Source organism: Streptomyces sp. NPDC046900 (assembly GCF_040644975.1).
Taxonomy (GTDB): Bacteria; Actinomycetota; Actinomycetes; order Streptomycetales; family Streptomycetaceae; genus Streptomyces.
The window spans coordinates 17,420-41,702 of record NZ_JBEYXD010000047.1; the positions used below are offsets into that span (position 1 = coordinate 17,420).

The following is a 24,283-nucleotide window of genomic DNA, read 5'->3' on the forward strand; positions in this document are numbered from 1 at the left end:
GGGCGGATCCTGGCGCTGATGGCGGCCCTCGTGCTCGTCCTCGCGCCCCTGTCGGCACCCGCCTGGGGCACGGACAAACCGGCGGTCGAACTGTCCGCGTCCCAAGCCGGGACCGGGGGTTCGATCACCGTGAGCGGCAGCGGGTGGCGGCCCAGGACCCTGCTGATGATCCTGATCTGCGGGCGGTCCGTGCCCTCCCGGGGGGTGATCGGCGGCACCAACTCCTGCGCCAACGCGGACGGAAAGGCCGTCACGACCGACACCCAGGGCGCCTTCCGCAGACAGCTGCCGGTGGCCGAGCCACCTGTGCCGTGCCCCTGTGTGGTGCACGTCGCCACCGTCACCGGGGCGAAGGCGGACGTCGACGCGATCTTCCAGGTCGCGGGCCACCCCGTGGAGCCGCTGCCCGCCGAGCCCGCCACCGGGCGCCTCGCGGTGCTGGCGGACACCCGCCTGGACGGCACCAGCGGCCTGCTGACCTGGTTCGGGGCACCGCCCGCACGCACGCTCGTCTTCACCGTGGGCAACGTCGGCTCCTCGCCGGTCAAGGACCCCGTCTTCCGGGTCGGGACCGCCCACGGCGTGTTCGCCCCGCAGTGGGACGAACAGCAGTGGCACGGCACCGTCGCGCCGGGACACAAAGCGCGCATCGAGCTGCCGGTGGAGCTGCCGGCGGGGGCCCACGGCGACTACACGGTCTCGCTGGAGTACGGCGGCAAGCTCCTCGCCGAACAACCGTGGGGCGTCGGCCGCCCCTGGGGCGTGACCCTCTTCTGGATCCTGCTCTGCCTGGTCGTCCCGGCCGCCGTCTTCCGCATCGGCATGGCCGTCGTGGACCGGGTGAGGCCGCGCGGAACGGCGAGGCACACGGCAGGCCGACGGACTCTGCGGCTGCCCCAATTCACCCTGCGCAAGCCGGGGCCGGACGTCTCCTCGCCCGCCCCGGCCACCTCCGGCACTTCGGCCCTGCCGTGGTTCACCCCGGACACCGGTCCGGGTACCGCGGTGAACGGTCGGCTCTCCGCACCGCAACAGAACAGTCCGACGACCCCGACGAAGGGAAACACGTGAGCGCGCAACGGAGAGCCCTTGCGGCAGGGGGCAGGAACAGGAGGGCGGGCGCCGCCGGTCTGGCGCTGATGCTGGGCGGGGCGGGTGTCCTGCTCGGTGTGGCGGCCGCACCCGCACAGGCCGCCGAGGTGGCCTACAGGACCGAGTGCATCCCGCCCGCGATCTCGGGCCTGCCGCCGGTCGAGGGCACCACCAAGGTGCAGATCACGGCGCCCGCCGAGGCGAAGGTGGGCGACGAGGTGACCGTCACCTGGAAATTCGTGCAGGCCGCCGCCAGGAACCCCGATGTGCTCGACCTGGACAAGGACACCGTCAAGCCCACGGGGACGCTGAAGGCGGGCGGCGCACAGACCGCGGACATCGCGATGGAGGGCCCGCGGTCGAACCCCGCGATCCCGAAGAACAGCGACATGAAGCTGTCCGACATGACGGGCAAGGTGAAGCTGACCGCGGCCGGAGAGGTGACGCTCACACCGGACGCGTACAACGTCAACGTCAGCAAGCCCATCTCGACCGACACCAAGTGCACGCCGAAGGAGACGGTGCAGCCGGCGGCGACCATCAAGGTGACCGACGGCGGTGGCTCGGGCGGGCAGCCGACGATCAACCCCACCTTGCCGACGGGGCTGCCGACGCTGCCGACGAACCTGCCGACGAGGCTGCCCACCGGCTCCTCCCCGTCCACCTCCACACCGACGGCGAGCGCGAGCGAGACCGGCGGGAACGGCGGTGACTCCGGTACCGGCGGGCAGAGCGACTTCACCGGCAAGGAGGTCCAGGTCCCGTACGCCTGCAAGACGCCCATCGGCGACAAGAACGCCACGTCACCGGTGCAGATCAACGCCAAGAAGGACGGCGGGAACTTCGCTCTCACGGTCCAGTTCAAGAAGTCGGTGATGAACAGCCCGGCGGACATCCCCAAGGGCTCGGTCAAACCGTCGATGGAGGTCGTGCTGGGCGGCGCGGACAAGGGCACCGTCCATGTCGAGGGCCCGGTGAACGCGAACGACATCAAGTCGGGCGACCCGATCGAGATCCCGGACCTGACGGGCACCTACAAGCCGGGGGCGAGCGGACAGTCGACGCTGTCGCCCGGTGTGCTGACCATCAAGGCCCTCGGTACGACCACGACCTGCACGCCGACGAAGACCGAGGTGTCGCTGACCCTCGACACCTCGCAGCAGCCGGGCGGGGCGTCCGGCGGCACGTCGACGTCCGAAGGGACCTCCGCGGGAACCTCGGGCGGTCTGGCACAGACGGGCGCGGAGGACCACGGCGCCCTGAAGGCGCTGGGCCTGGTGGCCGGGACGGCGATCCTGCTGGGCGGGGCGGTCTTCACGTTCCTGCCCCGGCGCGCCCGCTGACCCGGGTGAACGGCGGAGGGCCGCCGCACCCCCATGGGTGCGGCGGCCCTCCGGAAGCCGGGACCGACGTCAGTGCACGTCGCCCATGAGCTCCTTGACCTTCTTGCGGTACATCACCACCGCGACACCCGCGACCACGGCGATCGCGGCCTCCAGGGTCACGATGCCCGTCGTGTTCAGGTCGACACCCGCGATGGAGAGCAGACCGGTCGTGGCGTCACCGGCGGTGACGGCCAGGAACCAGACACCCATCATCTGGGAGGCGTACTTCGCCGGGGCCATCTTCGTGGTGACGGAGAGGCCGACCGGGGACAGCGTCAGCTCACCGACGGTCTGCACGAAGTAGATCGCGACCAGCCACAGCGCCGCGGCCTTGTGGCCGCCGTCGGCGATCCCCAGCGGGGCGAGGAACAGGAAGAAGGACGCACCGATCAGGACCAGACCCGAGGCGAACTTCACCGCCGTGCTCGGCTCCTTGCCGCGCCGGTTCAGCGCCAGCCACATCCAGGCGAAGACCGGGGCCAGCGCCATGATCATGACCGGGTTGACCGACTGGTACCAGGAGACGGGGAAGTCCCAGCCGAAGATCGTGTTCTTGGCCGAGGAGTCGGCGAAGATCGACAGGGTCGAGCCACCCTGGTCGTAGATCATCCAGAACACGGCGGCGGCCACGAAGAACCAGATGTAGGCGGTCATCTTGGACTGCTCGACGCGGTCCAGGTCCTTGTCCCGCTTGATCCGCGCGATCACCATGATCGGAATGACCAGACCGGCGACGGTGATCGGGACCAGCAGCCAGTTCAGCGTGTAGACACCGGAGAAGCCGACGATCGCGTAGAAGACGACCGCGATGGCCGCCCAGATCGCCGACTTGCGCAGCGTCGAGGCCTTCTCCGCGGCGGTCAGCGGCGTCGGGACCTCCTTCGAGCGCTGGCTCAGGTGACGGCCGCCGAGCAGGTACTGGCCGAGGCCGAGCGCCATGCCGAGCGCGGCGAGCGCGAAGCCCAGGTGCCAGTTGACGTTCTCGCCGACGGTGCCGATGACCAGCGGCGCGGCGAAGGCGCCCAGGTTGATGCCGACGTAGAAGATCGTGAAGCCACCGTCGCGGCGCGCGTCGTCCGGGCCCTCGTAGAGGTGGCCGACCATCGTCGAGATGTTGGCCTTCAGCAGACCCGAGCCGATGGCGACGAGGCCGAGACCGGCGTAGAACGTGCCGGCCGACGGCAGGGCCAGGGTGAGGTGGCCCAGCATGATGACGAAGCCGGCCACGGCGACCGTCTTGCGCGGGCCGAGGACGCGGTCGGCGAACCAGCCGCCCGGCAGGGCGAGCAGGTACACGAGCGACACGTACACCGAGTAGATCGCGGTCGCGGTGGCCGCGTTCAGGTGCAGGCCGCCGGGGGCGACCAGGTACAGCGGGAGCAGGGCCCTCATGCCGTAGTAGGAGAACCTCTCCCACATCTCGGTCATGAAGAGAGTGGCCAGTCCGCGGGGGTGGCCGAAGAAGGTCTTCTCGGAACCGGGGGTGCCCGGGCGGACCGAGTCCTTCGTCAGGCTGGACGCCATGGTCGTTCCTTGCTGTCGGGGCGTGCACGTGGGGTCCCCTGCTCGATCGAGGCCGAGGCTCGGGGGTCGCATGCCCGATGGGGCGGCCGGCACCGGCGGGATCGGTCGTCCACCTCACGCCCACGAGGTGTCCGCTCCAGGTCACGGAGCGGCGGACGTCGACCACCGGGATCCACGCCTCTACGCGCGTCAACACGCCGAGGCCCGGCCACAGGTCATTCCTTCGAAGGCTGGAGGGGGACCAGCCCGCACGCGAAAAAGACCTTCAGCGTCATGTATCCGCCAAAGGTCCCTCATGGTGCTACAGGCGTTCCGGTCACCATACGTCATCGCGCTGCCGGACATGAAAGGACTTGAGACACGGATCACAGGTGACGCGGGAACCGCAAGGAGCATTCCAAGGCGTACACGGCAGCCAGGCCTCTGACACGAAAAGGCTGACTCCGCTCCGTGATCACGGACGGCGCGGGCGCATCATGGCAGCCGAAGGTAAGAATCCCCTTGCGGTGATCACACCTGCGATCACACCTCTGCTCCTGTCGTCGGCGGACTACCATCACCCCCATGACCCGTGTACTGCTCGCCGAGGACGACGCGTCCATCTCGGAGCCGCTGGCCCGTGCCCTGCGCCGGGAGGGTTACGAGGTCGAAGTGCGCGAAGACGGACCCACCGCACTCGACGCCGGCATGCAGGGCGGTGTCGACCTTGTCGTGCTCGACCTCGGGCTCCCCGGCATGGACGGCCTGGAGGTGGCCCGTCGGCTGCGCGCCGAGGGCCACACCGTGCCGATCCTCATCCTGACCGCGCGTGCCGACGAGGTGGACACCGTCGTCGGCCTCGACGCGGGCGCCGACGACTACGTCACCAAGCCCTTCCGGCTCGCCGAGCTGCTCGCCCGGGTCCGGGCGCTGCTGCGGCGCGGCTCCAGCGAGCCGTCGCAGCCGCCGGCCACGCACGGGGTGCGCATCGACGTCGAGTCGCACCGGGCGTGGATGGGGGACGAGGAGCTGCAGCTGACCGCCAAGGAGTTCGACCTGCTACGTGTCCTCGTCCGGGACGCGGGCCGGGTCGTCACCCGCGACCAGCTGATGCGCGAGGTCTGGGACACGACGTGGTGGTCGTCGACCAAGACCCTGGACATGCACATCTCCTGGCTGCGCAAGAAGCTGGGCGACGACGCGGCGAACCCGCGGTACATCGCGACGGTACGGGGCGTGGGCTTTCGCTTCGAGAAGAACTAGGCGCTGCCGGGCAGCCCGGCCGAAGGCGTCCGCGGCGCGCAGGCGCTACGCGTGTCACACCGTGACGGTCCGTACGGTGCGGACCGTGCGACCGCGCGCCGTCGACGGCCGGTCGCGCGGTTGCCCGCGCCCTTCGGCGCATGCCTCCCCACCACGGGGTGCCGACCGTGCCCGAGGCACACTGGTCGTCGTAAAGCCACCGCCCGGAGGGCCCCGTGCGTCGTCGTCTCATCCAGTCCACCCTCGCGGTCGTCCTTGTGGTCATCGCCGTCTTCGGGGTCTCCCTCGTGATCGTCGAGACCCGGACGATCAGCAACAGCGCCCAGGAGCGCGTCGACTCGGAGGCACTGCGGCTCGCCAGCATCGTGGACAGCCGGCTCCTCGGCGACGAGGGGGTCACTCCCCCGGTCTTCAAGGCCCAGGTCACCGGTGACAGGTACGCGGTGATCGACATCCCCGGCCAGCCTGTCATCCAGGTCGGTGTCAAGCCCACGGGTGACGTGATCCACTCCACCGCCAAGGGCGAGGAGGGCGAGACCGTCCGCGTCGAGGAACCCCGCTCCGCGGTCACCCGGGAAGTCGGCCGTACGCTGCTGATCATCGCCCTGGTCGCGCTGCTCGCGATCATCGCCGCGGTGCTGCTCGCCGTGCGTCAGGCCAATCGCCTCGCCTCCCCGCTCACCGATCTCGCCGAGACCGCGGAGCGCCTCGGCTCCGGTGATCCGCGACCTCGTCACAAGCGCTACGGCGTCCCCGAGCTGGACCGGGTCGCCGACGTCCTCGACTCCTCGGCGGAGCGGATCGCGCGCATGCTCACGGCCGAGCGGCGTCTGGCGGCCGACGCCTCCCACCAGTTGCGCACGCCCCTCACCGCGCTCTCCATGCGCCTGGAGGAGATCACCCTCACCGACGACCCGGACACGGTGAAGGATGAGGCGACCATCGCGCTCACCCAGGTGGAGCGGCTCACGGACGTCGTGGAACGGCTGCTCACCAACGCCCGGGACCCGCGTACCGGGTCCGCCGTCTCCTTCGACCTCGACGAGGTCATCCAGCAGCAGCTCGCCGAGTGGCGCCCCGCCTACCGCAGTGCGGGCCGTGCGATCGTCAGTTCCGGGAAACGGCATCTGCGGGCGGTGGGGACCCCGGGGGCGGTCGCCCAGGTGCTGGCCGCGCTGATCGAGAACTCCCTCATGCACGGCGGCGGCACGGTCGCCCTGCGCACCCGCGTGACCGGCAACCAGGCGGTGGTGGAGGTCACCGACGAAGGCCCGGGTGTGCCCACGGAACTGGGCTCCCGCATCTTCGAGCGCACGATCAGCGGCCGCAACTCCACGGGCATCGGCCTTGCGGTCGCCCGTGACCTCGCGGAGGCCGACGGAGGCCGTCTGGAGATGCTCCAGGCCAAGCCACCGGTCTTCGGCCTGTTCCTGTCCCGCACGCCGCTACGGGTGCCCCCGACGGACGACGACGGGACGGAGTCGACGGTCCGGTAGGCGGCGCCGACGGGCGGTGGGGGAGCGGTATCGCCGCGGCAGGTGCCGGATACGCCACGGGGCCCACTAGGCGGGCGGTGGGACGGCTTGCGCGCGGGGGTGGCCGGGCGGCCATGGACCGGGATCTGCGGGGCCGGCTGGTGTCCGTACAGGGCCGGGGGCCGGGGTGCGTAGCGTAGGGCCTGGCGGGGCTCGGAATGGACGCCGAGCGGGGCTGGGACGCGCGGGTCAGGGCGGTCCGGGAAGCGTGCGAGGTCCGGCAAGCGGTCCGGGGGACGTGGCGTCGTCGGTGGCCCGGTGGGTCAGGCGGTGGGTGGCCGAGAGGCCGGAGGCTCGCCCGTGAGGGTGTGCGTGGGGTGATGGCCCGTTCAGCGGTTGACGCGGTGCTGGTGGCGGCGCTGGCGCTCCGCCGCCTCGAGTATCGACTCGGCTCCGGCCACGGCCTCGCCGGCCGGCAGCGCCTTGAAGACCCAGGAGCGGTACGACCAGAAGCGGAACAGCGTGCCCAGGCCGATGCCGAGGAACTTGAAGATGTTGCTCTGCAGTGGGCTGTCCCAGCCGAACCCGTACGTCGCCACGTACAGCACGCCGTTCTCGATCACCAGGCCCGCCGCGCTGAACAGCAGGAACAGCGTCATCTCACGGGTACGGCCGCTCTTGTCCCGGTCCCGGTAGGTGAAGTAGCGGAACCCGATGTAGTTGAAGATGATCGCGACGATCGTGGCGACGATGCTGGCTCGGACCACCTGGAGACCGGTGACGTGCCGCACCAGGTTGAACACGAGGAGGTTGACCAGCAACCCCGCGCCGCCGACCGCGCCGAACTTGGCGATCTCGCGCATCAGCTGATCGAACCGCCGGCGCACAGTGCTCTCAGGTTTGACCTTCAGGCCTGTGGAACCACTGCCCATCGCGTTGCCAGCCCCCGTCGCTCGTCCTGATCGGTCGTGTCGGTCCATCGCATCGGCCGGTCGGCAGGTTGCGCCGAGCGGTTCCGTCAACCCCGCCATGCTAACCAGCGGCCGTGAGCCCTGCCCGTGGACCAGTTCATGAGGACGGAAAGAAAGCTCTCACCAGCAGTGTCCCCAGTCGCCTCACACAGCCCACACAGGGCGAAAAGGACGGAAACCGGCTGCGACGGCGCGGCCGATACCCTGGGTGCGTGACATTCCCGGTAGTCGGCATGGTCGGCGGTGGCCAGCTCGCTCGTATGACCCACGAGGCGGGCATCCCGCTCGGCATCAGGTTCAAGCTCCTCAGTGACACCCCTCAGGACTCCGCGGCGCAGGTCGTCAACGACGTCGTCATCGGCGACTACCGCGACCTGGAGACGCTGCGGGCCTTCGCGCGGGGCTGTGACGTGATCACCTTCGATCACGAGCACGTGCCCACCGAGCACCTGCGGGCCCTGGAGGCGGACGGCATCCCCGTGCGCCCCGGCCCGGCGGCGCTCGTGCACGCTCAGGACAAGGGCGTGATGCGCGCGAAACTCGACGCGATCGGGGTGCCCTGCCCGCGCCACCGGATCGTGAGCGATCCGGAGGACGTCGCCGCCTTCGCGGCGGAGGGCGCCGGTTTCCCGGTGGTCCTGAAGACCGTCCGGGGCGGCTACGACGGCAAGGGCGTGTGGGTCGTGCGGTCCGCCGAGGAGGCCGCCGAGCCGTTCCGCGCCGGTGTGCCCGTCCTCGCCGAGGAGAAGGTCGACTTCGTACGCGAGCTGGCCGCCAACGTCGTACGGTCGCCGCACGGCCAGGCCGTGGCCTACCCCGTGGTCGAGTCGCAGCAGGTCAACGGGGTCTGCGACACCGTGATCGCTCCGGCTCCCGGCCTCGAGGACGAGCTGGCGCTCAAGGCCGAGGAACTGGCGCTGACGATCGCCAAGGAACTCGGCGTCGTCGGTCACCTCGCCGTCGAGCTGTTCCAGACCCGTGACGGCCGCATCCTCGTCAACGAGCTCGCGATGCGTCCGCACAACTCGGGTCACTGGACCCAGGACGGCTCGATCACCTCGCAGTTCGCCAACCACGTCCGGGCGGTCCTCGATCTGCCGCTCGGCGACCCGCGTCCGCGCGCCAAGTGGACCGTGATGGTGAACGTGCTGGGCGGCGACTACCCCGACATGTACTCCGCGTACCTGCACTGCATGGCCCGCGACCCTCAGCTCAAGATCCACATGTACGGCAAGGACGTGAAGCCCGGCCGCAAGGTCGGGCACGTCAACACCTACGGCGACGACCTGGACGACGTGCTGGAGCGCGCCCGTCACGCTGCCGGCTACCTGAGAGGCACCATCACCGAATGAGCCCTGTTGTTGGCATCGTCATGGGGTCGGACTCCGACTGGCCCGTCATGGAGGCCGCCGCCAAGGCCCTCGACGAGTTCGAGATCGAGTACGAGGTCGACGTCGTCTCCGCGCACCGCATGCCGCGCGAGATGATCACGTACGGCGAGCACGCCGCGGACCGCGGTCTGAAGGTGATCATCGCGGGGGCCGGCGGTGCCGCGCACCTGCCCGGCATGCTCGCCTCCGTCACCCCGCTGCCCGTCATCGGCGTCCCCGTCCCGCTGAAGTACCTGGACGGCATGGACTCGCTGATGTCGATCGTGCAGATGCCCGCCGGTGTGCCGGTGGCGACGGTCTCGGTGGGCGGTGCCCGCAACGCAGGGCTGCTCGCGGCGCGCATCCTGGCCGCGCACGACGAGGAACTCCTCGGGCGGATGCGGGACTTCCAGCAGGACCTGCGCGACCAGGCCGCCGAGAAGGGCAAGCGCCTGCGCTCCAAGGTCGAGGGATCGGCGGGCTTCGGCTTCGGCTCGGGGAAGTGACGCGATGACCCCGCCTTCCCTGGAGGCAGCCCGGGAGCTGCTCCGTGAGTTCCCGGTCGTCGACGGGCACAACGACCTGCCGTGGGCGCTGCGGGAGCAGGTCGGCTACGACCTGGCCGCCCGCGACATCGCCCACCACCAGAACGAGCACCTGCACACCGACCTGCCGCGGCTTCGCGAGGGCGGGGTCGGCGCGCAGTTCTGGTCGGTGTACGTGCGCAGCGATCTGCCCGACCCGGTGCCCGCGACACTCGAACAGATCGACTGCGTACGGCAGTTGACCGAGCGCTATCCGTCGGACCTGCGCCGGGCGCTGACCGCCGCCGACATGGAGGCGGCGCGTGCGGACGGCCGCATAGCGTCCCTCATGGGCGCGGAGGGCGGCCACTCGATCGCGAATTCCCTCGGCACCCTGCGCGGGCTGTACGAGCTGGGCGTGCGGTACATGACCCTCACCCACAACGACAACGTCGCCTGGGCGGACTCGGCGACCGACCGGCCGGTGGCGGGCGGCCTCTCGAACTTCGGCCGTGAGGTCGTGCGCGAGATGAACCGCCTCGGCATGCTGGTCGACCTCTCGCACGTGGCGGTGACGACGATGCGGGACGCGCTGGACACCACGGACTCGCCGGTGATCTTCTCGCACTCCTCCGCCCGCGCGGTGTGCGACCATCCGCGCAACATCCCCGACGACATCCTCGAGCGCCTGCCCGCCAACGGCGGGGTGGCGATGGTGACGTTCGTGCCGAAGTTCGTGCTCCAGGGCGCGGTCGACTGGACGGTCGCGGCGGACGAGAACATGCGCGCGCACGGCTTCCACCACCTCGACACGACCCCGCAGGCGATGAAGGTCCACCGGGCCTTCGAGGAGCGGCATCCGCGCCCGGTCGCCACGGTCTCGACGGTCGCCGACCACCTGGACCACATGCGCGAGGCGGCGGGCGTCGACCACCTCGGCATCGGTGGCGACTACGACGGCACGGCCTTCACTCCGGACGGACTCGGCGATGTCTCGGGTTACCCGAACCTGATCGCCGAACTGCTGGACCGCGGCTGGTCCACGTCCGACCTGGCCAAGCTGACCTGGCAGAACGCGGTACGGGTGGTGGGCGCGGCCGAGGACGTGGCCCGCGACCTCCAGGGCAAGCGCAGCCCTTCGAACGCGAAGCTGGAAGAGCTGGACCGCTGAACCGACGGGCGCGCGCCGTGGCCCGCGCCCGTCTCACGCCGTCGGTGGGGTGCGGATCCGTTCCGGGCAGCCGGTGCGGATCCGCGCCCCTCCGGGCGGTCAGGTGAAGTCGGCGTACGCCAGGTGCTTCGCACAGGTGCGGCAGCGGAACAGATACGCGGTGGGCTGTCCGTCGGCGTCCAGGGACGCGAAGAACGTCTCGCCGAGGGTCTCGCGGAGGCTCTCCGCGGCGTCCGGGTGGTCCCTGAGCTCCTTGGTGCCCGCGCGGCCGAGATAGGTCGCCGCGTCCCCGCAGTGCGTCAGCCAGCGCTCCTGCTGCCAGCCGGAGAAGCCCGGGGTGCGCCGCTCCACGGTGTGGACCACCGACCTCGGTGCCTCACCCGTCACCTCGGTGAACTGCGCCTCGAAGCGCTCCGCCGCGCTGCCGTCCGCGATGCACCAGGGGCACAGCTCGGCGCGGATGTCCGCGACCGCGTAGACGGGGCCCACGTACACATACCCGCGCCGGAGCCCGCAGCACAGGCACTCGGTGTCCCCGGTGACCACCGAGCCGGTGGCCAGGGGGTCCGGGTGGTACGGGAAGGACGGCAGTTCCGCCGTTGTCGCCGGATCGTTCATGTCCCCACCCTGCCGTATCAAGGAAAGGGGCACCCCTGAGGGTGCCCCGGAACCTCCCGCGCGTTGCCGCAACCGGCCGCGCGCTACGGCAGGTTGCGCGCCATGACGATCCGCTGGACCTGGTTCGTGCCCTCGTAGATCTGGGTGATCTTCGCGTCGCGCATCATGCGCTCGACCGGGTAGTCACGGGTGTAGCCGTAGCCGCCGAGCAGCTGGACGGCGTCCGTGGTGACCTCCATCGCCACGTCCGAGGCGAAACACTTGGCGGCGGCGCCCTGGAAGGTCAGGTCGCTGTCGCCGCGCTCCGACTTGGCCGCGGCCGCGTACGTCAGCTGACGGGCCGCCTCGATCTTCATCGCCATGTCGGCGAGCATGAACTGGATGCCCTGGAAGTCGGCGATCGGCTTGCCGAACTGCTTGCGCTCCTTGACGTAGCCCTTGGCGTAGTCGAAGGCGCCCTGGGCGACACCGAGGGCCTGGGCGGCGATGGTGATGCGGGTGTGGTCGAGCGTGCGCATCGCCGTGGCGAAGCCGGTGCCCTCCTCGCCGATCATGCGGTCGGCCGGAATGCGGACGTTGTCGAAGTAGACCTCGCGGGTGGGGGAGCCCTTGATGCCGAGCTTCTTCTCCGGGGCGCCGAAGGAGACACCCGGGTCGGACTTCTCGACGACGAAGGCCGATATGCCCCTGGAGCGCTTCTCGGGGTCGGTCACCGCCATCACCGTGTAGTACTCGGAGACGCCCGCGTTGGTGATCCAGCGCTTCACGCCGTTGAGGACCCAGTCGTCGCCGTCGCGGACCGCCTTGGTCTTCATGCCGGCCGCGTCCGAGCCCGCCTCGGGCTCGGACAGGCAGTACGAGAACATCGCGTCGCCCTTGGCGAGCGGACCCAGGTACTTCTTCTTCAGCTCCTCGGAGCCGGAGAGGATCACCGGGAGGGAGCCGAGCTTGTTCACGGCGGGGATCAGCGAGGACGACATGCAGGCGCGCGCCACCTCCTCGATCACGATGACGGTGGCGAGGGCGTCCGCGCCCGCGCCGCCGTACTCCTCGGGGACGTGCACCGCGTGCAGGTCGTTCGCGACGAGGGCCTCCAGTGCCTCCTGCGGGAAGCGGGCCTCCTCGTCCACCGCGGCGGCGTACGGCGCGATCTTCGCCTCAGCCAGCGAGCGAATGGCGTCGCGGAGCATGTCGTGCTCCTCGGACGGGCGGTACAGGTCGAATTCAGCCGATCCGGCCAAGATCTCTCACGCTCCAAAACGCTGCGATGCCGACGCTAATTACCGTTAAGTAACCCGAATTTTAGGGGTAGGCCCACACGAGTGATACGTGAGCTTGGCGACAGCGGGAAACCTGCCCGTCAAGTGCCCCGGCTATGCTCGGGCACCGGTTCACCGACGTATCCCCTGGAGCACCCCATGAGCCTCAAGATCACCGTGATCGGCACCGGCTATCTCGGCGCGACGCACGCCGCAGCCATGGCCGAGCTCGGCTTCGAGGTGCTCGGGCTCGACGTCGTTCCCGAGAAGATCGAGCTGCTCCGGCGGGGCGAGGTCCCCATGTACGAGCCCGGTCTCGAGGAGCTGCTGCGCAAGCACATCGCGGGCATCGAGGGCTCCACCGGGCGGCTGCGCTTCACCATGGACTGGTCCGAGCTGGCCGAGTTCGGCGACGTCCACTTCGTCTGTGTGAATACTCCCCAGAAGCACGGCGAATATGCCTGCGACATGTCGTTCGTCGACGCCGCGATCGCCTCCCTCGCTCCGCATCTGACGGGCCCGGCCCTGGTAGTCGGCAAGTCGACCGTGCCCGTCGGCTCCGCGGACCGCCTGGCCGCCTACCTCGCCGAGCACGCGCCCGCCGGCGAGGACGTCGAGCTGGCCTGGAACCCGGAGTTCCTGCGCGAGGGCTTGGCCGTCGAGGACACGCTGCACCCCGACCGGATCGTGGTGGGCGTGCGCAGCGAGCGGGCCGAGAAGCTGCTGCGCGAGGTGTACGCGACACCGGTCGCCGGGGGCTCGCCCTTCGTGGTCACCGACTTCCCGACCGCCGAGCTGGTGAAGACCTCAGCGAACTCCTTCCTCGCCACCAAGATCTCCTTCATCAACGCGATGGCGGAGGTCTGCGAGGCCGCCGGCGGCGACGTGGCCAAGCTGGCGGAGGCCATCGGGCACGATGACCGGATCGGCAAGAAGTTCCTGCGGGCCGGGATCGGGTTCGGCGGCGGCTGTCTGCCGAAGGACATCCGGGCCTTCATGGCGCGGGCCGGTGAGCTCGGCGCCGACCAGGCGCTGACCTTCCTGCGGGAGATCGACTCCATCAACATGCGCCGCCGCGGCCAGATGGTCGAGATGGCGCGTGAGGCGCTGGGCGGCGGCTCGTTCCTCGGCAAGCGCGTCGCGGTGCTCGGGGCGTCGTTCAAGCCCGACTCCGACGACGTGCGCGACTCGCCCGCGCTGAACGTGGCAGGTCAGATACACCTTCAGGGCGGTCAGGTGACCGTCTACGACCCCAAGGGCATGGACAACGCCCGGCGGCTCTTCCCGACGCTCGGGTACGCCCCCTCCGCCCTCGCGGCGGTCCGCGGCGCCGATGTGGTGCTGCATCTGACGGAGTGGCGCGAGTTCCGCGAGCTGGACCCGGCCGAGCTGGGCCAGGCTGTGGCCGCGCGCATCGTCCTGGACGGCCGCAACGCGCTCGACCCGGAGCTGTGGCGCCGGGCGGGCTGGACGTACCGGGCGATGGGCCGCCCCACCGCCTAGCGGACGCAAGACGCCGGTCCGGCCGAGGCTCAGTCGGCCGGACCGGCGTCCTGTTGCATTCTGCACCACGGCCGTGACGCGCGAGCGGTGAGTGCCCAACCCTGTGCGCCGTGGCCCTATTTCGCCCGGTATCGCCGCATCTTCGCGCGCGCCCCGCACACCGTCATCGAACACCAGCGGCCCTTTCCGGCCGGGCTGCGGTCGTAGTACGCCCAGTGGCACTCGGGCAGTTCGCAGGCCTTGAGGCGCAGCCAGGTACCCGCGGTGAGCGCTTCGGCGACGGCCGCCGCGACACGGGAGAGCAGGGGGCTCTCGTCGGCGGGTGCGAGGGACGCGGAACCGTCCCGTTCGTCGACGGCCACGTACAGCGGCGCCCGCGCCAGCAGCCCGCCCAGCGGTGCCACCGCGCGGTGCGGGGGATGGCCGGCGTGGGCCAGGAGAACGGCACGCAGCGACTCCCGCAGTTCCCGCGCACCGGCCAGGTCCGCTTCCGCGACGCGGAACTCGGCGCGTCCCTCCGGTGTGTCCAGGCGGTCCTCGCCCGTCTCCAGGTCCACGGTGTTGACCAAGGCCTCCACCAGGGCGAGACCGCCGGGAGCAGGGGCTCTGTCACTCATCTCTGCGACCTCATGCCCGCCACGATTCCTCTCGGTATTTCCGTTGCGACGTTACCGCCAATCCGCAAGCATGCGGTAACGGTTACCGGCTGCCTGGCTCTACAGGTAACCCGTCCCCTGAGAACTCGTACTCCGAGGAGGAAGTCATGGCTCTCGCCAAGCTGGGCGTCGTCGTCCTGGACTGTCCCGACCCGCGCGCGCTCGCCGGTTTCTACGCGGAAGTGCTGGGCGGCACGGTGGAGGGCGACGGTGAGTGGGTCGACCTGAAGGCGCCGGACGGCCGGTCGCTGGCGTTCCAGGCCGCGCCCGGACACGTACCGCCGAAGTGGCCGGCGCCCGAAGACTCGCAGCAGTTCCATCTGGACCTCACCGTCGAGGACCTGGACGCGGCCGAAGCGGGCGTCCTCGCGCTCGGCGCCCGCCCGCTGGACGCGGAGGACCGCTCGCGCACCTGGCGGGTTTACGCCGACCCGGCGGGGCACCCGTTCTGCCTCTGCGCCTGCTGACCGGGCGCCCGCTCCTCGAGGAGGTCACGATGGCACAGCCCGTCGCCCGTATGCGGTCCGTCGTCCTGGACTGCCCGGATCCCCGAGCACTCGCCGAGTTCTACGCCGCGGTGCTGGGCGGCACGGTGGAGGGCGAGGGCGAATGGGTCGATGTGCACCTGCCCGGCGGTCCCAAGCTCGCCTTCCAGGAGGCGCCCGAGTACAAGCCGCCGGAGTGGCCGAGGGCCGATGCCGACTCGCAGCAGGTGCACCTCGACCTCGACGTGGGCGCCACCGTGGAGGCGATAGAAGCCGCCGAGGAGCAGGTGCTCGCGCTCGGAGCGCGCCCGCTGGACGTGAACGACCTGAACGGCAAACGGGACTTCAGGGTGTACGCGGATCCCGCGGGGCATCCCTTCTGCCTCTGCCGGATCGAGCACCCGGAGTCCGCCTGAACGTGCAAGGCCCCGCCGAACCGCTCGGCGGGGCCTTGCACAGCACACCGGCTCAGTTGCCGGTGACCGTCACCTTCTCGTCGTTCTTCAGCTCGTTGACCAGGGTCTTGACCTTGGACTTGTCCCACACCAGGTTGCCGCCGGTCGAGCCGGATATCGGCATGTTCAGCGACGTGCCGTCACCACCGCTGACGCCCTTCATCGCCCAGAACATGGACCCCAGGTTCCACAGGCTCATGTCCTTGTCGACGGTCAGGGAGTCCAGGCCCGCGCTCATCGTCGGGTAGAACTTGAAGGGGTTGAGGATCGTCCCCGGGGTCGCCACCTGGTGGGCCAACGCGGAGAGGAACTTCTGCTGGTTCTTGGTGCGCTGCAGGTCGCTGGTGGCGAAGGCGTGCCGGGTGCGGACGAAGGCGAGGGCCTGCTCGCCGTTCAGCGTCTGCGTGCCCGCCTTGAAGTCGGCGCCCGAGTACTTGTCCTTGAAGCCCTTGTCGATGGTGAGCTGGACACCGCCGACCGAGTCCACGATGTTGGCGAAGCCGGCGAAGCCGATCTCCACATAGTGGTCGATGTGCAGGCCGGTGTTGTACTCGATCGTGCGGACCAGCAGCGTCGGTCCGTCCTCCGCGTACGCCGCGTTGAGCTTGGTGTGCCGGCCCGTGCCCTTGAAGGTCTTGCCCGAGTCGCTGCCCACGTACGTCGGTATCTCCACGTCCGAGTCGCGGGGCAGGGATATCAGCGTGTCGCCGTTGCCGCCGACGTGCAGGATCATCATCGAGTCCGTTCGCTTGCCCTCGGCGGACCCGGTGTGCAGCTTCTTCTTGTCCGCGGCGGACATCCCCGCGCGGCTGTCGGAGCCGACGATCAGGTAGTTCGTGCCCTCGCCCGCGGCGGGCCGGTCGATGACCTTGGAGAGGTCGACGTCCCGGTGGAGCTTGGAGTCGGCCCAGAAGTACGTGGCCACAGAGGTCACCACCACCACGGTGACCAGGGTGATCACGGTCCACTTGATCCGGCGGCCCCAGTTGGGACGCTGCCGGTAGTGCTGAAGCTGCGGATCGGGGTCATCGTCGTTGGGTACGAAGCCGCCCTGGCGGCCGCCGTAGACCTGCCCCGTGTTGTAGCCGCTGTCGTAGCCGCCGTACCCCTGGTCGTACGTCGGCTGCTGCGGCACCCCGCCGTACGGCGGCGCGCCCTGAGGGCCGCCCGGCGAGCGCCGGACCTGCCGCATCACCCGCGCGTTCTCGGGCTGTGCGCTGCTGCTGCCGCGTCCGTAGTGGTTGCCGCGGCCATCGTCGGACCATCCCTCGGGCCAATCGTTCATGCGCCCCAGTGTGCAGGGTCCTGGTATGGGCCGTACAAGGGCCGACGAAAAACGGGGTCAGGGCTGTTGCGAAGCCGACACAAAATCTCCCGCCCGTCGGCCCGGCATAAGGTGGACGCCATGACAGACCAGGTCTCAGCCCCGGAATCAGAAATTCCGGACGATATCCCGGGTGACATACCCGGGAAGCCCACCTCGGCTTCCCGGACCACCCTCAGCCACATCATGACCCACAACGACACCAACCTGCTGGGCACGGTGCACGGCGGTGTGATCATGAAGCTCGTCGACGACGCGGCGGGAGCCGTGGCCGGCCGGCACTCCGGAGGTCCGGCCGTCACCGCGTCGATGGACGAGATGGTCTTCCTCGAGCCGGTCAGGGTCGGGGATCTGGTCCATGTGAAGGCCCAGGTCAACTGGACCGGCCGCACATCGATGGAGGTGGGTGTGCGGGTGCTGGCGGAGCGCTGGAACGAGTCGACGCCGCCCACCCAGGTCGGCTCCGCCTACCTCGTCTTCGCCGCGGTCGACGCCAACGGCACGCCCCGGCCGGTGCCGCCGGTCATCCCGGAGAAGGAGCGCGACAAGCGCCGCTACCAGGAGGCCCAGATCCGCCGCACCCACCGCCTCGCCCGTCGTCGCGCGATCAGGGAGCTGCGGGAGAAGAGGGCGGCCGAGGGTTACGAGGACTGAGGAAGGCCGCGGGGCGCCGGCGCCGTAGGCCCGGGAGGGGGTTCAGGGACACACCACCTGGTCCCCGGTCACCACCTCGTCCGGTTTCTGCGGCTCCGCCGCCTTCACCCGCTGCACCGTCTTGAAGTCCGTCCCCGCGATCACCTTCAGCGTCGGCCCCTGACCCGGGGCCGCCCGCAGTTCGCTGCCCGGCAGGGCCGCCGACAGCGACTTCGCCGAGCGGTCCCAGCGCGGGTCGTAGACGACGACCGTGCGCCGGACAGTACGGTCCTTCGCGTTCGCCGGCTGATGCGTCGTGCGGAACCCGGCGGCCGCGAGAGCGTCGTCCACGCGTTTGCCGAGCCCGTCCGTGGGCGTCCCGTTCTCGACCCGTACCTGGATCTGCTGCGGCGGCACGTCCACGGTGACCATGGACGGGCCCGGGCCCTTCGCCTTCGGCCGGGGACGGCTGAGCGGCTTGTCGTCGCGCAGCGACCGGAACAGCGCGCGTGCCTTCGCCTCGTCCCACTTCACCGTCGAACCGAGCTCCTTGACCTGGAAGGTCATGTCGCCGATCGGCACGGTCGTGAACTCCGAGGAGCGCGGCGAGAAGTTCCGCATCGCGCGGGCGAGGCCGACCAGATCGTCCGCGCCGAAGTCCCCGTCCGCGCGCACCGAGCCCAGCACGGCCCGTGTCGCGTCCCGGAGCTTCATCGGGTTCAGCAGGACGCCCGACGACGTCGCCCGGTCGATCATCGCCGCGAGGAACTTCTGCTGCCGCTGCATCCGGCCCAGGTCGGAGGCGCCGTCGACGTGCCGGGAGCGCACGTACTGCAGGGCCTGGCCGCCACCCAGCACATGCGGGCCGGCGGTCAGGTTCAGCCCGGTGTAGCGGTCCTTCAGCGGCTGCGAGGTGCAGATGCGGACGCCGCCCAGCACGTCGACCGTCTTCATGAAGCTGATGAAGTCGACCTCCATATAGTGGTCGATCTTGAGATCCGTCATGGCCTCGACCGTGCGCACGGTCAGGTTCGGCCCGCCCTCCGCGTAGGCCGCGTTCAACCGGATCGGATGGGCGGGGTGCTGCACCCCCGTCGCGGGGTCCGAGTACGCCGCGACCTGCGCGTACGAGTCACGCGGCAGGCTGACCACGGTGGCCCGCTCCCAGTCGGCCGAGAGGTGCACGATCATGAGTGTGTCGGTGCAGTGGCACGGATTCCCGCCGAGGCGGAACTTCCGGCGCTCCTTCTCCGTGATCCTGTCCCGGCCGTCGGTGCCGACCAGCAGGATGTTCATGCCGTGGCCCGCCGCGGGGCGGTTCTTCATGTCCTTGAACGGGTCGATCCGGGAGATGCCCGCGCCCAGGCCGGTCACCACCACGTGCCCGATGCCGGCCGCGGCGAGGACCCCCACGGACAGCGTGGTGATCAGCCGCGCGGCCCAGCCGGACTTTCTCCGCCGCCGCACGGGCGGCCGCCGGGCGGGAGTCCGGCGGACCGGCTGCGGGCGCGCGGGCAAGCGGGTCTGCGTGGGCACAGCGGAGACCTCCGCGGGACTGGGCGTGGGATCCCTGAGCACGGTAGGCCGATACGATCTGCGGCCTGCGGCGGCACCCGGGCGGCGCGCATCGCTGTCCCTCGTTCGCGGTAACGTGAGCCACCTATGAACGCCAAGCCCGACGTGCAGCTCCCCGCCGTCTCCGTGATCATGCCCGTGCTCAACGAGGAGCGGCATCTGCGGGGGGCCGTCCAAGCGATTCTCGCTCAGGACTACGGCGGCGAGACGGAGGTCGTGATCGCCCTCGGTCCGTCCACGGACCGCACGGACGAGATCGCGGCCGAGCTGGTCAGCGAGGACCCGCGGGTGCACACGGTCGCGAACCCGACCGGCCGTACGCCCGCCGCGCTGAACGCCGCGATCAAGGCCTCCCGCCACCCGGTCGTGCTTCGCGTCGACGGTCACGGCATGCTGTCGCCCGACTACATGGCGACGGCCGTGCGCCTGCTGGAGGAGACCGGCGCACAGAACGTCGGCGGCGTCATGCACGCCGAGGGCGAGAACGACTGGGAGCGCGCGGTCGCCGCCGCGATGACCTCGAAGATAGGAGTCGGCAACGCCGCCTTCCACACGGGCGGTGAGGCCGGCCCCGCGCAGACGGTCTACCTCGGGGTCTTCCGGCGCGAGGCCCTGGAGCAGCAGGGCGGCTACAACGAGGAGTTCATCCGCGCGCAGGACTGGGAGCTCAACTTCCGGATCCGGGAGGCGGGCGGCCTCATCTGGTTCTCGCCGGAGCTCAGGGTCTCCTACCGCCCCCGGCCCTCGGTGCGGGCCCTTGCCAAGCAGTACAAGGACTACGGGCGCTGGCGGCACGTCGTCGCCCGCTACCACGAGGGCTCCATCAACCTGCGCTACCTCGCGCCGCCGATCGCGGTGTGCGCGATAGCGGCCGGCATCGTGGTGGGTGCCGCGCTGACCCCCTGGGGCTTCGTGGTCCCCGGCGCCTATCTCGCGGGGATCGCCCTCGGCTCCGTCCCCGCGGGCAAGGGCCTGCCGCTGAGGGCGCGTCTGCAGATCCCCGTGGCCCTCGCGACCATGCACATGTCCTGGGGCTGGGGCTTCCTCACCAGCCCGAAGGCGCTGGCCAGGAAGGTCATCGCGTCGCGCAGGCCGGCGGTCGTGGTCCCCGACTGAGCCCCCGCGTACCCGGGGCCCTCTCCGCACGAAGAGAGCCCCTTCCCCGCGGTCACCAGGTGTAGTTCGGGTCCACCTGCATGCACTGCTTGGTCGCGCCGTTGAGTATGTTCGCGGACTTCGGGGTCTTGTCGTCCTGCTTCGGCGCCGTGTACTCGGAGCCCGACCGCCAGTCGGAGCCCACGACGAGCGTGACGCCGGAGACGTCCGTCGACTGCTCCACCGAACTCGTCGGGACACCCAGGGCCTTGGCGACCCGCAGGGCGTCGCCCTTCAGGTCCGCGCTCGGATAGCGGATCACCGTCTTGTCCTCGGCGAGCAGAGTCGAGGAGTCGGCCCTGGCCTCGTCGAAGCCCTTGCCTACGAGGAGTTTGGCCACCTCGCCCGCCCGTCCGCCCACCGGTGCGAGCGCCGGCGTGCTGGTGCCGTTCTGCACCTGTACGGCGATCTTGTCGTCGCTGTCCGTCGGGGCCGCACTCGCCTGGGGGTCGGTCTTCTTCTTGGTGCCCTTGCCGTCCAGCGAGATGTCCTCGCGCACCAGACGGAACAGCTTGTCCGCGTCACCCGGCTTGGGCACCACGCGCTCGCCGACGTAGTCGTACGGCATCGTCGTCATCGTGATGCGGTTCGTCGGCACCTTCTTCAGCTCGGTGCTCAGGTTGTAGAGATCCGCGACCGAGCCGAGCCCCTTGTCGACCGTGAGCGCCTGGGTGGCCGTCTCGGCGAGCCTGCGCAGCTTGTCGGGGTTGCTCAGCGTGGCGTTCTCCCGCAGCTGGCGGACCATCGCGCTCATGTACTGGTGCTGCGCCTTCGTCCGCGCTATGTCGCTGCCGTCCTCGAACCCGTAGCGCGTGCGCAGCCACTGCAGGGCCTGCGTGCCCTTCACATAGGTGGTGCCCGCCTTGAGCTTCAGGCCCGAGCCATGGCCCGAGGACGTGTGCGAGTAGATGTTCTTGTCCACGCACACCGGGACGCCGCCGATCGCGTCGGCCATCGAGACCACGCCCGCGAAGTCGACCATGATGAAGTGGTCGATGTGGATGTTGGTGAGCTTCTCCCAGGTGGCGACCGTGCAGCCGGGGCCGCCGCGGCCCAGTGAGTCGTTCGTCATGCCCAGCGACGTCGTCGCCGGGTAGATGTGCCCGGTCTTCGGGTCGGTGCACTTGGGCAGGTGCAGCAGCGTGTCGCGCGGCATGCTGACGACCGACATGTTGGTGCGGTCCGCCGAGACGTGCAGAAGCATCTGGACGTCCGCGCGGGGAGGCGTCCCGAAGGTGTCCTTCGCGCCGCCCAGTTTCTGGTTCTCCTGGGAGTCACGGGCGTCCGACCCGATGAGAAGGATGTTCAGCGGGGTCTGCCCCGCCGCGTTCGGCCTCGAAGTGGCCGCCCGGTCCTTCTGGTCGCCGATGTTGAGGTCGTCCTTCTTGAGGTTGTCGTTCAGGTGCTGGTAGTAGAGGTATCCCGCTCCGGCGGTCCCGAGTATGACCACCGCCAGCACGGTCGCCGACCAGCGCAGGACACGGCGTCTGCGGCGCGGGCGCCCCTTCGACGCACCACCGCGTCCACGCCCGTCGGAGCCGAGTGGGTCGGTCGGCGGACCGCCGTCGCCGCCCTGAGTGCCATCGCCGTCCTGTTCGTACAGGCTGTCGTCCCAGCCGAGTTCACCGGCCTGCCGCTCCTGCGCCCCCGCGCCACGCACACCGCTCCGCACCAAGTCCCTGCCTCCCCACCCTGCGCCCGACGAACGGGTCCGCCCGCGGTGCCGAAGAACGCCTGCCGGCGTTCTTCGGCACCGTCGCCGTACGGCGGGCCGCACCATCGCGTCCCACCCGAATCTGTCTCGCGTTCAGTAACTAGACGCTCGACATGCCCGGCAGGATGCACAGGCCGGGCGAATGCGTCCTGTTAGACGCGCAACGGACCCGTCAAGTCATCACGTCGAGCACACTTGCTTGTCCGCGGTGGCCTTGACGACGTCGGGTGCCTTGCTCGGTGCCGTAAGGGGCACACCGGCTCCCTTGAAGTCCTTGCCCAGGGTCAGGATGATCGCGGGCAGACCCTGGTCGTTCGTCTCGCTCTTGCCCGGCTTCAGCGCCGACGCGGGCAGCCCCATGAGGTCCGCCAGTTTGCGTGCCTGGTCGGCCTGGTCGGGAGCGTATTCGAGGGTCGTCTTGGCCAGACTCGTGCCCGCGTTGCCGAGTTGGCTGGACTTGGTGACGCCCTCGTTGTTCTGCAGCCAGTTGAGGGTCGCCTGTGCGCTGCCGCCCGCGGCGCCGCCGTTGTAGATGTCGACGCGGATGTCGGAGGCGGCCGAGCGGGAGCCCTTGAGACGGGCGGCCGCGGTGTCCTTGGCCGCCTTCGCCTTCTTCTTCACCTCGGTGAAGGAGACGTCGTTGTTGATCGCGTCGAAGACCTGCGGGGCGGCGCTCGGGTCGACGATCACCGTCTTGTGGACGACGCCGTCGGCCGGATTGTCGCGTACGGGCACCGTCAGGAACGAGATGTTCTTCGGCGGCACCTTCTTCAACTCCAGGGCGACGTCCTTGAGCGTGCTCACGCTGCCGATGCCGGTGTCGACGGTGAGCGCCTTGGTGGCCGCCTCCGCCAGTTCCAGCAGCTTGCTGGGGTTGGTGAGCGTGTCACTGGAGGTCATCTTGCGGGCCAGCGCGCCGAGGAACTGCTGCTGCACCTTGATCCGGTCCAGGTCGCCCGCGTTGCCGAAGCTGTGCCGGGTGCGCACGAAGGCGAGGGCCTGCTCACCCTCGATCTTCGACACGCCCTTGGGCAGCTTGAGGTGCGACTCCTTGTCGTTGATCGGCTTGCCCACGCAGACGTCGACGCCGCCCACGGCCGTGGTCAGCGTCTTCACCGCGTTGAAGTCGGCCATCATGAAGTGGTCGGGCGAGATGCCGGTGACTTCCTTGACCGTGCGCATCGTGCAGCCCGGGTCGCGGCCGTCCTGGCCGAGGCTCGTGTTGAAGCGGACGTCCTCCGTGCCGGGGATGACCTTGGTGCTGCCGTCGGGCTGCTTCGTCGGGCAGTCGGGGACGTTGACGATCAGATCGCGCGGGATGCTGAGTGCCGTCGCGTTGGTCCGGTCCTTGGAGACGTGCAGCAGGATGTTGGTGTCGGCGTGCCCGACGCTACCCGCGTCGCCGTAGCCCGTGTTGCCCTTGCCGGTGCGCTTGTCGGTGCCGATGATCAGGATGTTGAAGGCCTCGTCCTTGCTGAAGCCGTTCTTGGCGGCGCTGCCGACGTCCGTCGTCGTGACGTTGCCCTCGAGGTGCTTGAGGTAGAGGTAACCGGCGCCCGTGACCGCGATGAGGATGAACGCCATACTGCCGCCGGTCCACAGCAGTACCTTCTTCGCCTTGCCCTTCCTGGGCTTCGTCCGGCCCCGGCGGCGTCCCGGCTGCGGCTCGGGAGGTGCCCCCCGGCGACGGCGTGGTCCCGGCAGGTCATCCGGAGCCGGTTTGTCCGGAGCCGGGGCGCGCGGACCGGGGGTGGTGGTGCGCGTGCCCCTCGGTGCGCCCTGGGGAGGTCCCCCTCGCCGCGGTCTCGGCACGGCCGAATGCGGTGCGGAAGGGCTCAGTCGCAATTCGTATTCGCCAGTCTTCGGGTTGAGCACCCACTGGTCTGCGGGGTCGATGTTGTCCGCCCGCCCACGGCCTTGCGCGTCCACGGTTGTCCGAATCCTCCGTCGGGGCCACGCGGCGCCTTCCCCCTCGAGGCGCTCGGGTCTCTTCAACCAGTGCGGAAACCCAGGACGGACCTTATGGGCGTGGCACCGGATCGCTCACACTATCCGCCCAGTTCAGCGTCGAGCGACGACGGTGACAAATTCCACTCCCATACAACCGGGCAATCTGCCCTATATCTCAGTGAGTTCTTAGCTCATACGTTCC

The 24,283-nt window shown here is 69.9% G+C and carries 21 protein-coding genes; 12 read left to right on the forward strand and 9 right to left on the reverse strand.

What is annotated here, in order from left to right; translation table 11 throughout:
- The first annotated feature begins 18 nt into the window (after window positions 1-18).
- Window positions 19-1,071, forward strand: a complete 1,053-nt coding sequence (locus tag ABZ904_RS32965; protein WP_361827485.1) for a hypothetical protein — start codon at window positions 19-21, stop codon at window positions 1,069-1,071.
- A 68-nt stretch (window positions 1,072-1,139) separates the two neighbouring features.
- A complete protein-coding gene (locus ABZ904_RS32970; RefSeq protein ID WP_361827488.1) occupies window positions 1,140-2,435 on the forward strand; it encodes a hypothetical protein in 1,296 nt (431 codons plus the stop codon).
- A 69-nt stretch (window positions 2,436-2,504) separates the two neighbouring features.
- Here ABZ904_RS32970 and ABZ904_RS32975 read toward each other — a convergent pair whose 3' ends face one another.
- Window positions 2,505-4,001 (reverse strand): oligopeptide:H+ symporter, encoded by a 1,497-nt coding sequence (locus ABZ904_RS32975; RefSeq protein ID WP_360999755.1) that lies wholly within the window; start codon window positions 3,999-4,001, stop codon window positions 2,505-2,507.
- Between the two features lie 564 nt (window positions 4,002-4,565).
- On the opposite strand from ABZ904_RS32975, the gene ABZ904_RS32980 reads away from it, so the two are divergent.
- Together ABZ904_RS32980 and ABZ904_RS32985 are read left to right on the forward strand one after the other, a co-directional pair.
- A complete protein-coding gene (locus ABZ904_RS32980) occupies window positions 4,566-5,243 on the forward strand; it encodes a response regulator transcription factor (protein ID WP_359403468.1) in 678 nt (225 codons plus the stop codon).
- Between the two features lie 215 nt (window positions 5,244-5,458).
- Window positions 5,459-6,739 carry an ATP-binding protein gene (locus tag ABZ904_RS32985; protein ID WP_361827444.1) on the forward strand — a complete coding sequence of 427 codons (1,281 nt, stop codon included), beginning with the start codon at window positions 5,459-5,461 and terminating at the stop codon, window positions 6,737-6,739.
- Between the two features lie 368 nt (window positions 6,740-7,107).
- On the opposite strand, the gene ABZ904_RS32990 is transcribed toward ABZ904_RS32985, so the two are convergent.
- Window positions 7,108-7,650 (reverse strand): GtrA family protein, encoded by a 543-nt coding sequence (locus ABZ904_RS32990; RefSeq protein WP_361827447.1) that lies wholly within the window; start codon window positions 7,648-7,650, stop codon window positions 7,108-7,110.
- 251 nt (window positions 7,651-7,901) lie between these two features.
- Between ABZ904_RS32990 and ABZ904_RS32995 the strand changes: the two genes are divergently transcribed.
- Genes ABZ904_RS32995 through ABZ904_RS33005 form a run of 3 tightly spaced genes read left to right on the forward strand, consistent with a single transcriptional unit; the run spans window position 7,902 to window position 10,754 of the window.
- Complete coding sequence (locus ABZ904_RS32995; RefSeq protein WP_359403459.1) at window positions 7,902-9,041, forward strand: 5-(carboxyamino)imidazole ribonucleotide synthase; 1,140 nt, start codon at window positions 7,902-7,904, stop codon at window positions 9,039-9,041.
- Entirely contained in the window at window positions 9,038-9,565 is a 528-nt protein-coding gene (gene purE / locus ABZ904_RS33000; protein ID WP_359403456.1) for a 5-(carboxyamino)imidazole ribonucleotide mutase, read from the forward strand. Before ABZ904_RS32995 ends, purE begins: the two co-directional genes overlap by 4 nt.
- Before the next feature lie 4 nt (window positions 9,566-9,569).
- Window positions 9,570-10,754: a dipeptidase gene (locus ABZ904_RS33005; RefSeq protein ID WP_359403453.1), complete on the forward strand. Its 1,185-nt coding sequence runs from the start codon at window positions 9,570-9,572 to the stop codon at window positions 10,752-10,754.
- Between the two features lie 99 nt (window positions 10,755-10,853).
- Here ABZ904_RS33005 and ABZ904_RS33010 read toward each other — a convergent pair whose 3' ends face one another.
- Both ABZ904_RS33010 and ABZ904_RS33015 read right to left on the reverse strand, forming a co-directional pair.
- The gene (locus ABZ904_RS33010; protein WP_359403450.1) at window positions 10,854-11,372 is read right to left on the reverse strand and encodes a CbrC family protein; all 519 of its coding nucleotides are present in this window, start codon (window positions 11,370-11,372) and stop codon (window positions 10,854-10,856) included.
- An 83-nt stretch (window positions 11,373-11,455) separates the two neighbouring features.
- Window positions 11,456-12,613, reverse strand: a complete 1,158-nt coding sequence (locus ABZ904_RS33015; protein WP_361827452.1) for an acyl-CoA dehydrogenase — start codon at window positions 12,611-12,613, stop codon at window positions 11,456-11,458.
- A 177-nt stretch (window positions 12,614-12,790) separates the two neighbouring features.
- On the opposite strand from ABZ904_RS33015, the gene ABZ904_RS33020 reads away from it, so the two are divergent.
- Window positions 12,791-14,134: a UDP-glucose/GDP-mannose dehydrogenase family protein gene (locus tag ABZ904_RS33020; protein WP_359403444.1), complete on the forward strand. Its 1,344-nt coding sequence runs from the start codon at window positions 12,791-12,793 to the stop codon at window positions 14,132-14,134.
- 116 nt (window positions 14,135-14,250) lie between these two features.
- On the opposite strand, the gene ABZ904_RS33025 is transcribed toward ABZ904_RS33020, so the two are convergent.
- The gene (locus ABZ904_RS33025) at window positions 14,251-14,751 is read right to left on the reverse strand and encodes a CGNR zinc finger domain-containing protein (protein ID WP_360999766.1); all 501 of its coding nucleotides are present in this window, start codon (window positions 14,749-14,751) and stop codon (window positions 14,251-14,253) included.
- Window positions 14,752-14,897: 146 nt separating this feature from the next.
- On the opposite strand from ABZ904_RS33025, the gene ABZ904_RS33030 reads away from it, so the two are divergent.
- Together ABZ904_RS33030 and ABZ904_RS33035 are read left to right on the forward strand one after the other, a co-directional pair.
- Entirely contained in the window at window positions 14,898-15,257 is a 360-nt protein-coding gene (locus tag ABZ904_RS33030) for a VOC family protein (RefSeq protein ID WP_360999769.1), read from the forward strand.
- Window positions 15,258-15,286: 29 nt separating this feature from the next.
- The gene (locus ABZ904_RS33035) at window positions 15,287-15,691 is read left to right on the forward strand and encodes a VOC family protein (protein ID WP_359403435.1); all 405 of its coding nucleotides are present in this window, start codon (window positions 15,287-15,289) and stop codon (window positions 15,689-15,691) included.
- A 52-nt stretch (window positions 15,692-15,743) separates the two neighbouring features.
- On the opposite strand, the gene ABZ904_RS33040 is transcribed toward ABZ904_RS33035, so the two are convergent.
- Entirely contained in the window at window positions 15,744-17,015 is a 1,272-nt protein-coding gene (locus tag ABZ904_RS33040; RefSeq protein WP_361827457.1) for an LCP family protein, read from the reverse strand.
- Window positions 17,016-17,135: 120 nt separating this feature from the next.
- Here ABZ904_RS33040 and ABZ904_RS33045 point away from each other — a divergent pair, with 120 nt between their 5' ends.
- On the forward strand, window positions 17,136-17,708 hold the full coding sequence (locus ABZ904_RS33045; RefSeq protein ID WP_359403429.1) for an acyl-CoA thioesterase: 573 nt from the start codon (window positions 17,136-17,138) through the stop codon (window positions 17,706-17,708).
- A 42-nt stretch (window positions 17,709-17,750) separates the two neighbouring features.
- Here the strand turns inward: ABZ904_RS33045 and ABZ904_RS33050 are convergent, their stop codons facing one another.
- Complete coding sequence (locus ABZ904_RS33050; protein WP_361827460.1) at window positions 17,751-19,223, reverse strand: LCP family protein; 1,473 nt, start codon at window positions 19,221-19,223, stop codon at window positions 17,751-17,753.
- A gap of 126 nt (window positions 19,224-19,349) precedes the next feature.
- Between ABZ904_RS33050 and ABZ904_RS33055 the strand changes: the two genes are divergently transcribed.
- Window positions 19,350-20,378: a glycosyltransferase family 2 protein gene (locus tag ABZ904_RS33055; protein WP_361827463.1), complete on the forward strand. Its 1,029-nt coding sequence runs from the start codon at window positions 19,350-19,352 to the stop codon at window positions 20,376-20,378.
- Between the two features lie 52 nt (window positions 20,379-20,430).
- On the opposite strand, the gene ABZ904_RS33060 is transcribed toward ABZ904_RS33055, so the two are convergent.
- Window positions 20,431-22,092 (reverse strand): LCP family protein, encoded by a 1,662-nt coding sequence (locus ABZ904_RS33060; RefSeq protein WP_359403421.1) that lies wholly within the window; start codon window positions 22,090-22,092, stop codon window positions 20,431-20,433.
- Window positions 22,093-22,311: 219 nt separating this feature from the next.
- Entirely contained in the window at window positions 22,312-24,060 is a 1,749-nt protein-coding gene (locus tag ABZ904_RS33065) for an LCP family protein (RefSeq protein ID WP_359403418.1), read from the reverse strand.
- Window positions 24,061-24,283: the final 223 nt, after the last annotated feature.

Coding starts and splice junctions, on each gene's coding strand:
- ABZ904_RS33020 (WP_359403444.1), top strand. CDS start 12,791: ATGAGCCTCAAGATCACCGTGATCGGCACCGGCTATCTCGGCGCGACG.
- ABZ904_RS33010 (WP_359403450.1), bottom strand. CDS start 11,372: ATGAACGATCCGGCGACAACGGCGGAACTGCCGTCCTTCCCGTACCAC.
- ABZ904_RS32970 (WP_361827488.1), top strand. CDS start 1,140: ATGCTGGGCGGGGCGGGTGTCCTGCTCGGTGTGGCGGCCGCACCCGCA.
- purE (WP_359403456.1), top strand. CDS start 9,038: ATGAGCCCTGTTGTTGGCATCGTCATGGGGTCGGACTCCGACTGGCCC.
- ABZ904_RS32990 (WP_361827447.1), bottom strand. CDS start 7,650: ATGGGCAGTGGTTCCACAGGCCTGAAGGTCAAACCTGAGAGCACTGTG.
- ABZ904_RS33025 (WP_360999766.1), bottom strand. CDS start 14,751: ATGAGTGACAGAGCCCCTGCTCCCGGCGGTCTCGCCCTGGTGGAGGCC.
- ABZ904_RS33035 (WP_359403435.1), top strand. CDS start 15,287: ATGGCACAGCCCGTCGCCCGTATGCGGTCCGTCGTCCTGGACTGCCCG.
- ABZ904_RS33055 (WP_361827463.1), top strand. CDS start 19,350: ATGAACGCCAAGCCCGACGTGCAGCTCCCCGCCGTCTCCGTGATCATG.
- ABZ904_RS33030 (WP_360999769.1), top strand. CDS start 14,898: ATGGCTCTCGCCAAGCTGGGCGTCGTCGTCCTGGACTGTCCCGACCCG.
- ABZ904_RS32980 (WP_359403468.1), top strand. CDS start 4,566: ATGACCCGTGTACTGCTCGCCGAGGACGACGCGTCCATCTCGGAGCCG.
- ABZ904_RS33045 (WP_359403429.1), top strand. CDS start 17,136: ATGACAGACCAGGTCTCAGCCCCGGAATCAGAAATTCCGGACGATATC.
- ABZ904_RS33040 (WP_361827457.1), bottom strand. CDS start 17,015: ATGAACGATTGGCCCGAGGGATGGTCCGACGATGGCCGCGGCAACCAC.
- ABZ904_RS33005 (WP_359403453.1), top strand. CDS start 9,570: ATGACCCCGCCTTCCCTGGAGGCAGCCCGGGAGCTGCTCCGTGAGTTC.
- ABZ904_RS32975 (WP_360999755.1), bottom strand. CDS start 4,001: ATGGCGTCCAGCCTGACGAAGGACTCGGTCCGCCCGGGCACCCCCGGT.
- ABZ904_RS32965 (WP_361827485.1), top strand. CDS start 19: ATGGCGGCCCTCGTGCTCGTCCTCGCGCCCCTGTCGGCACCCGCCTGG.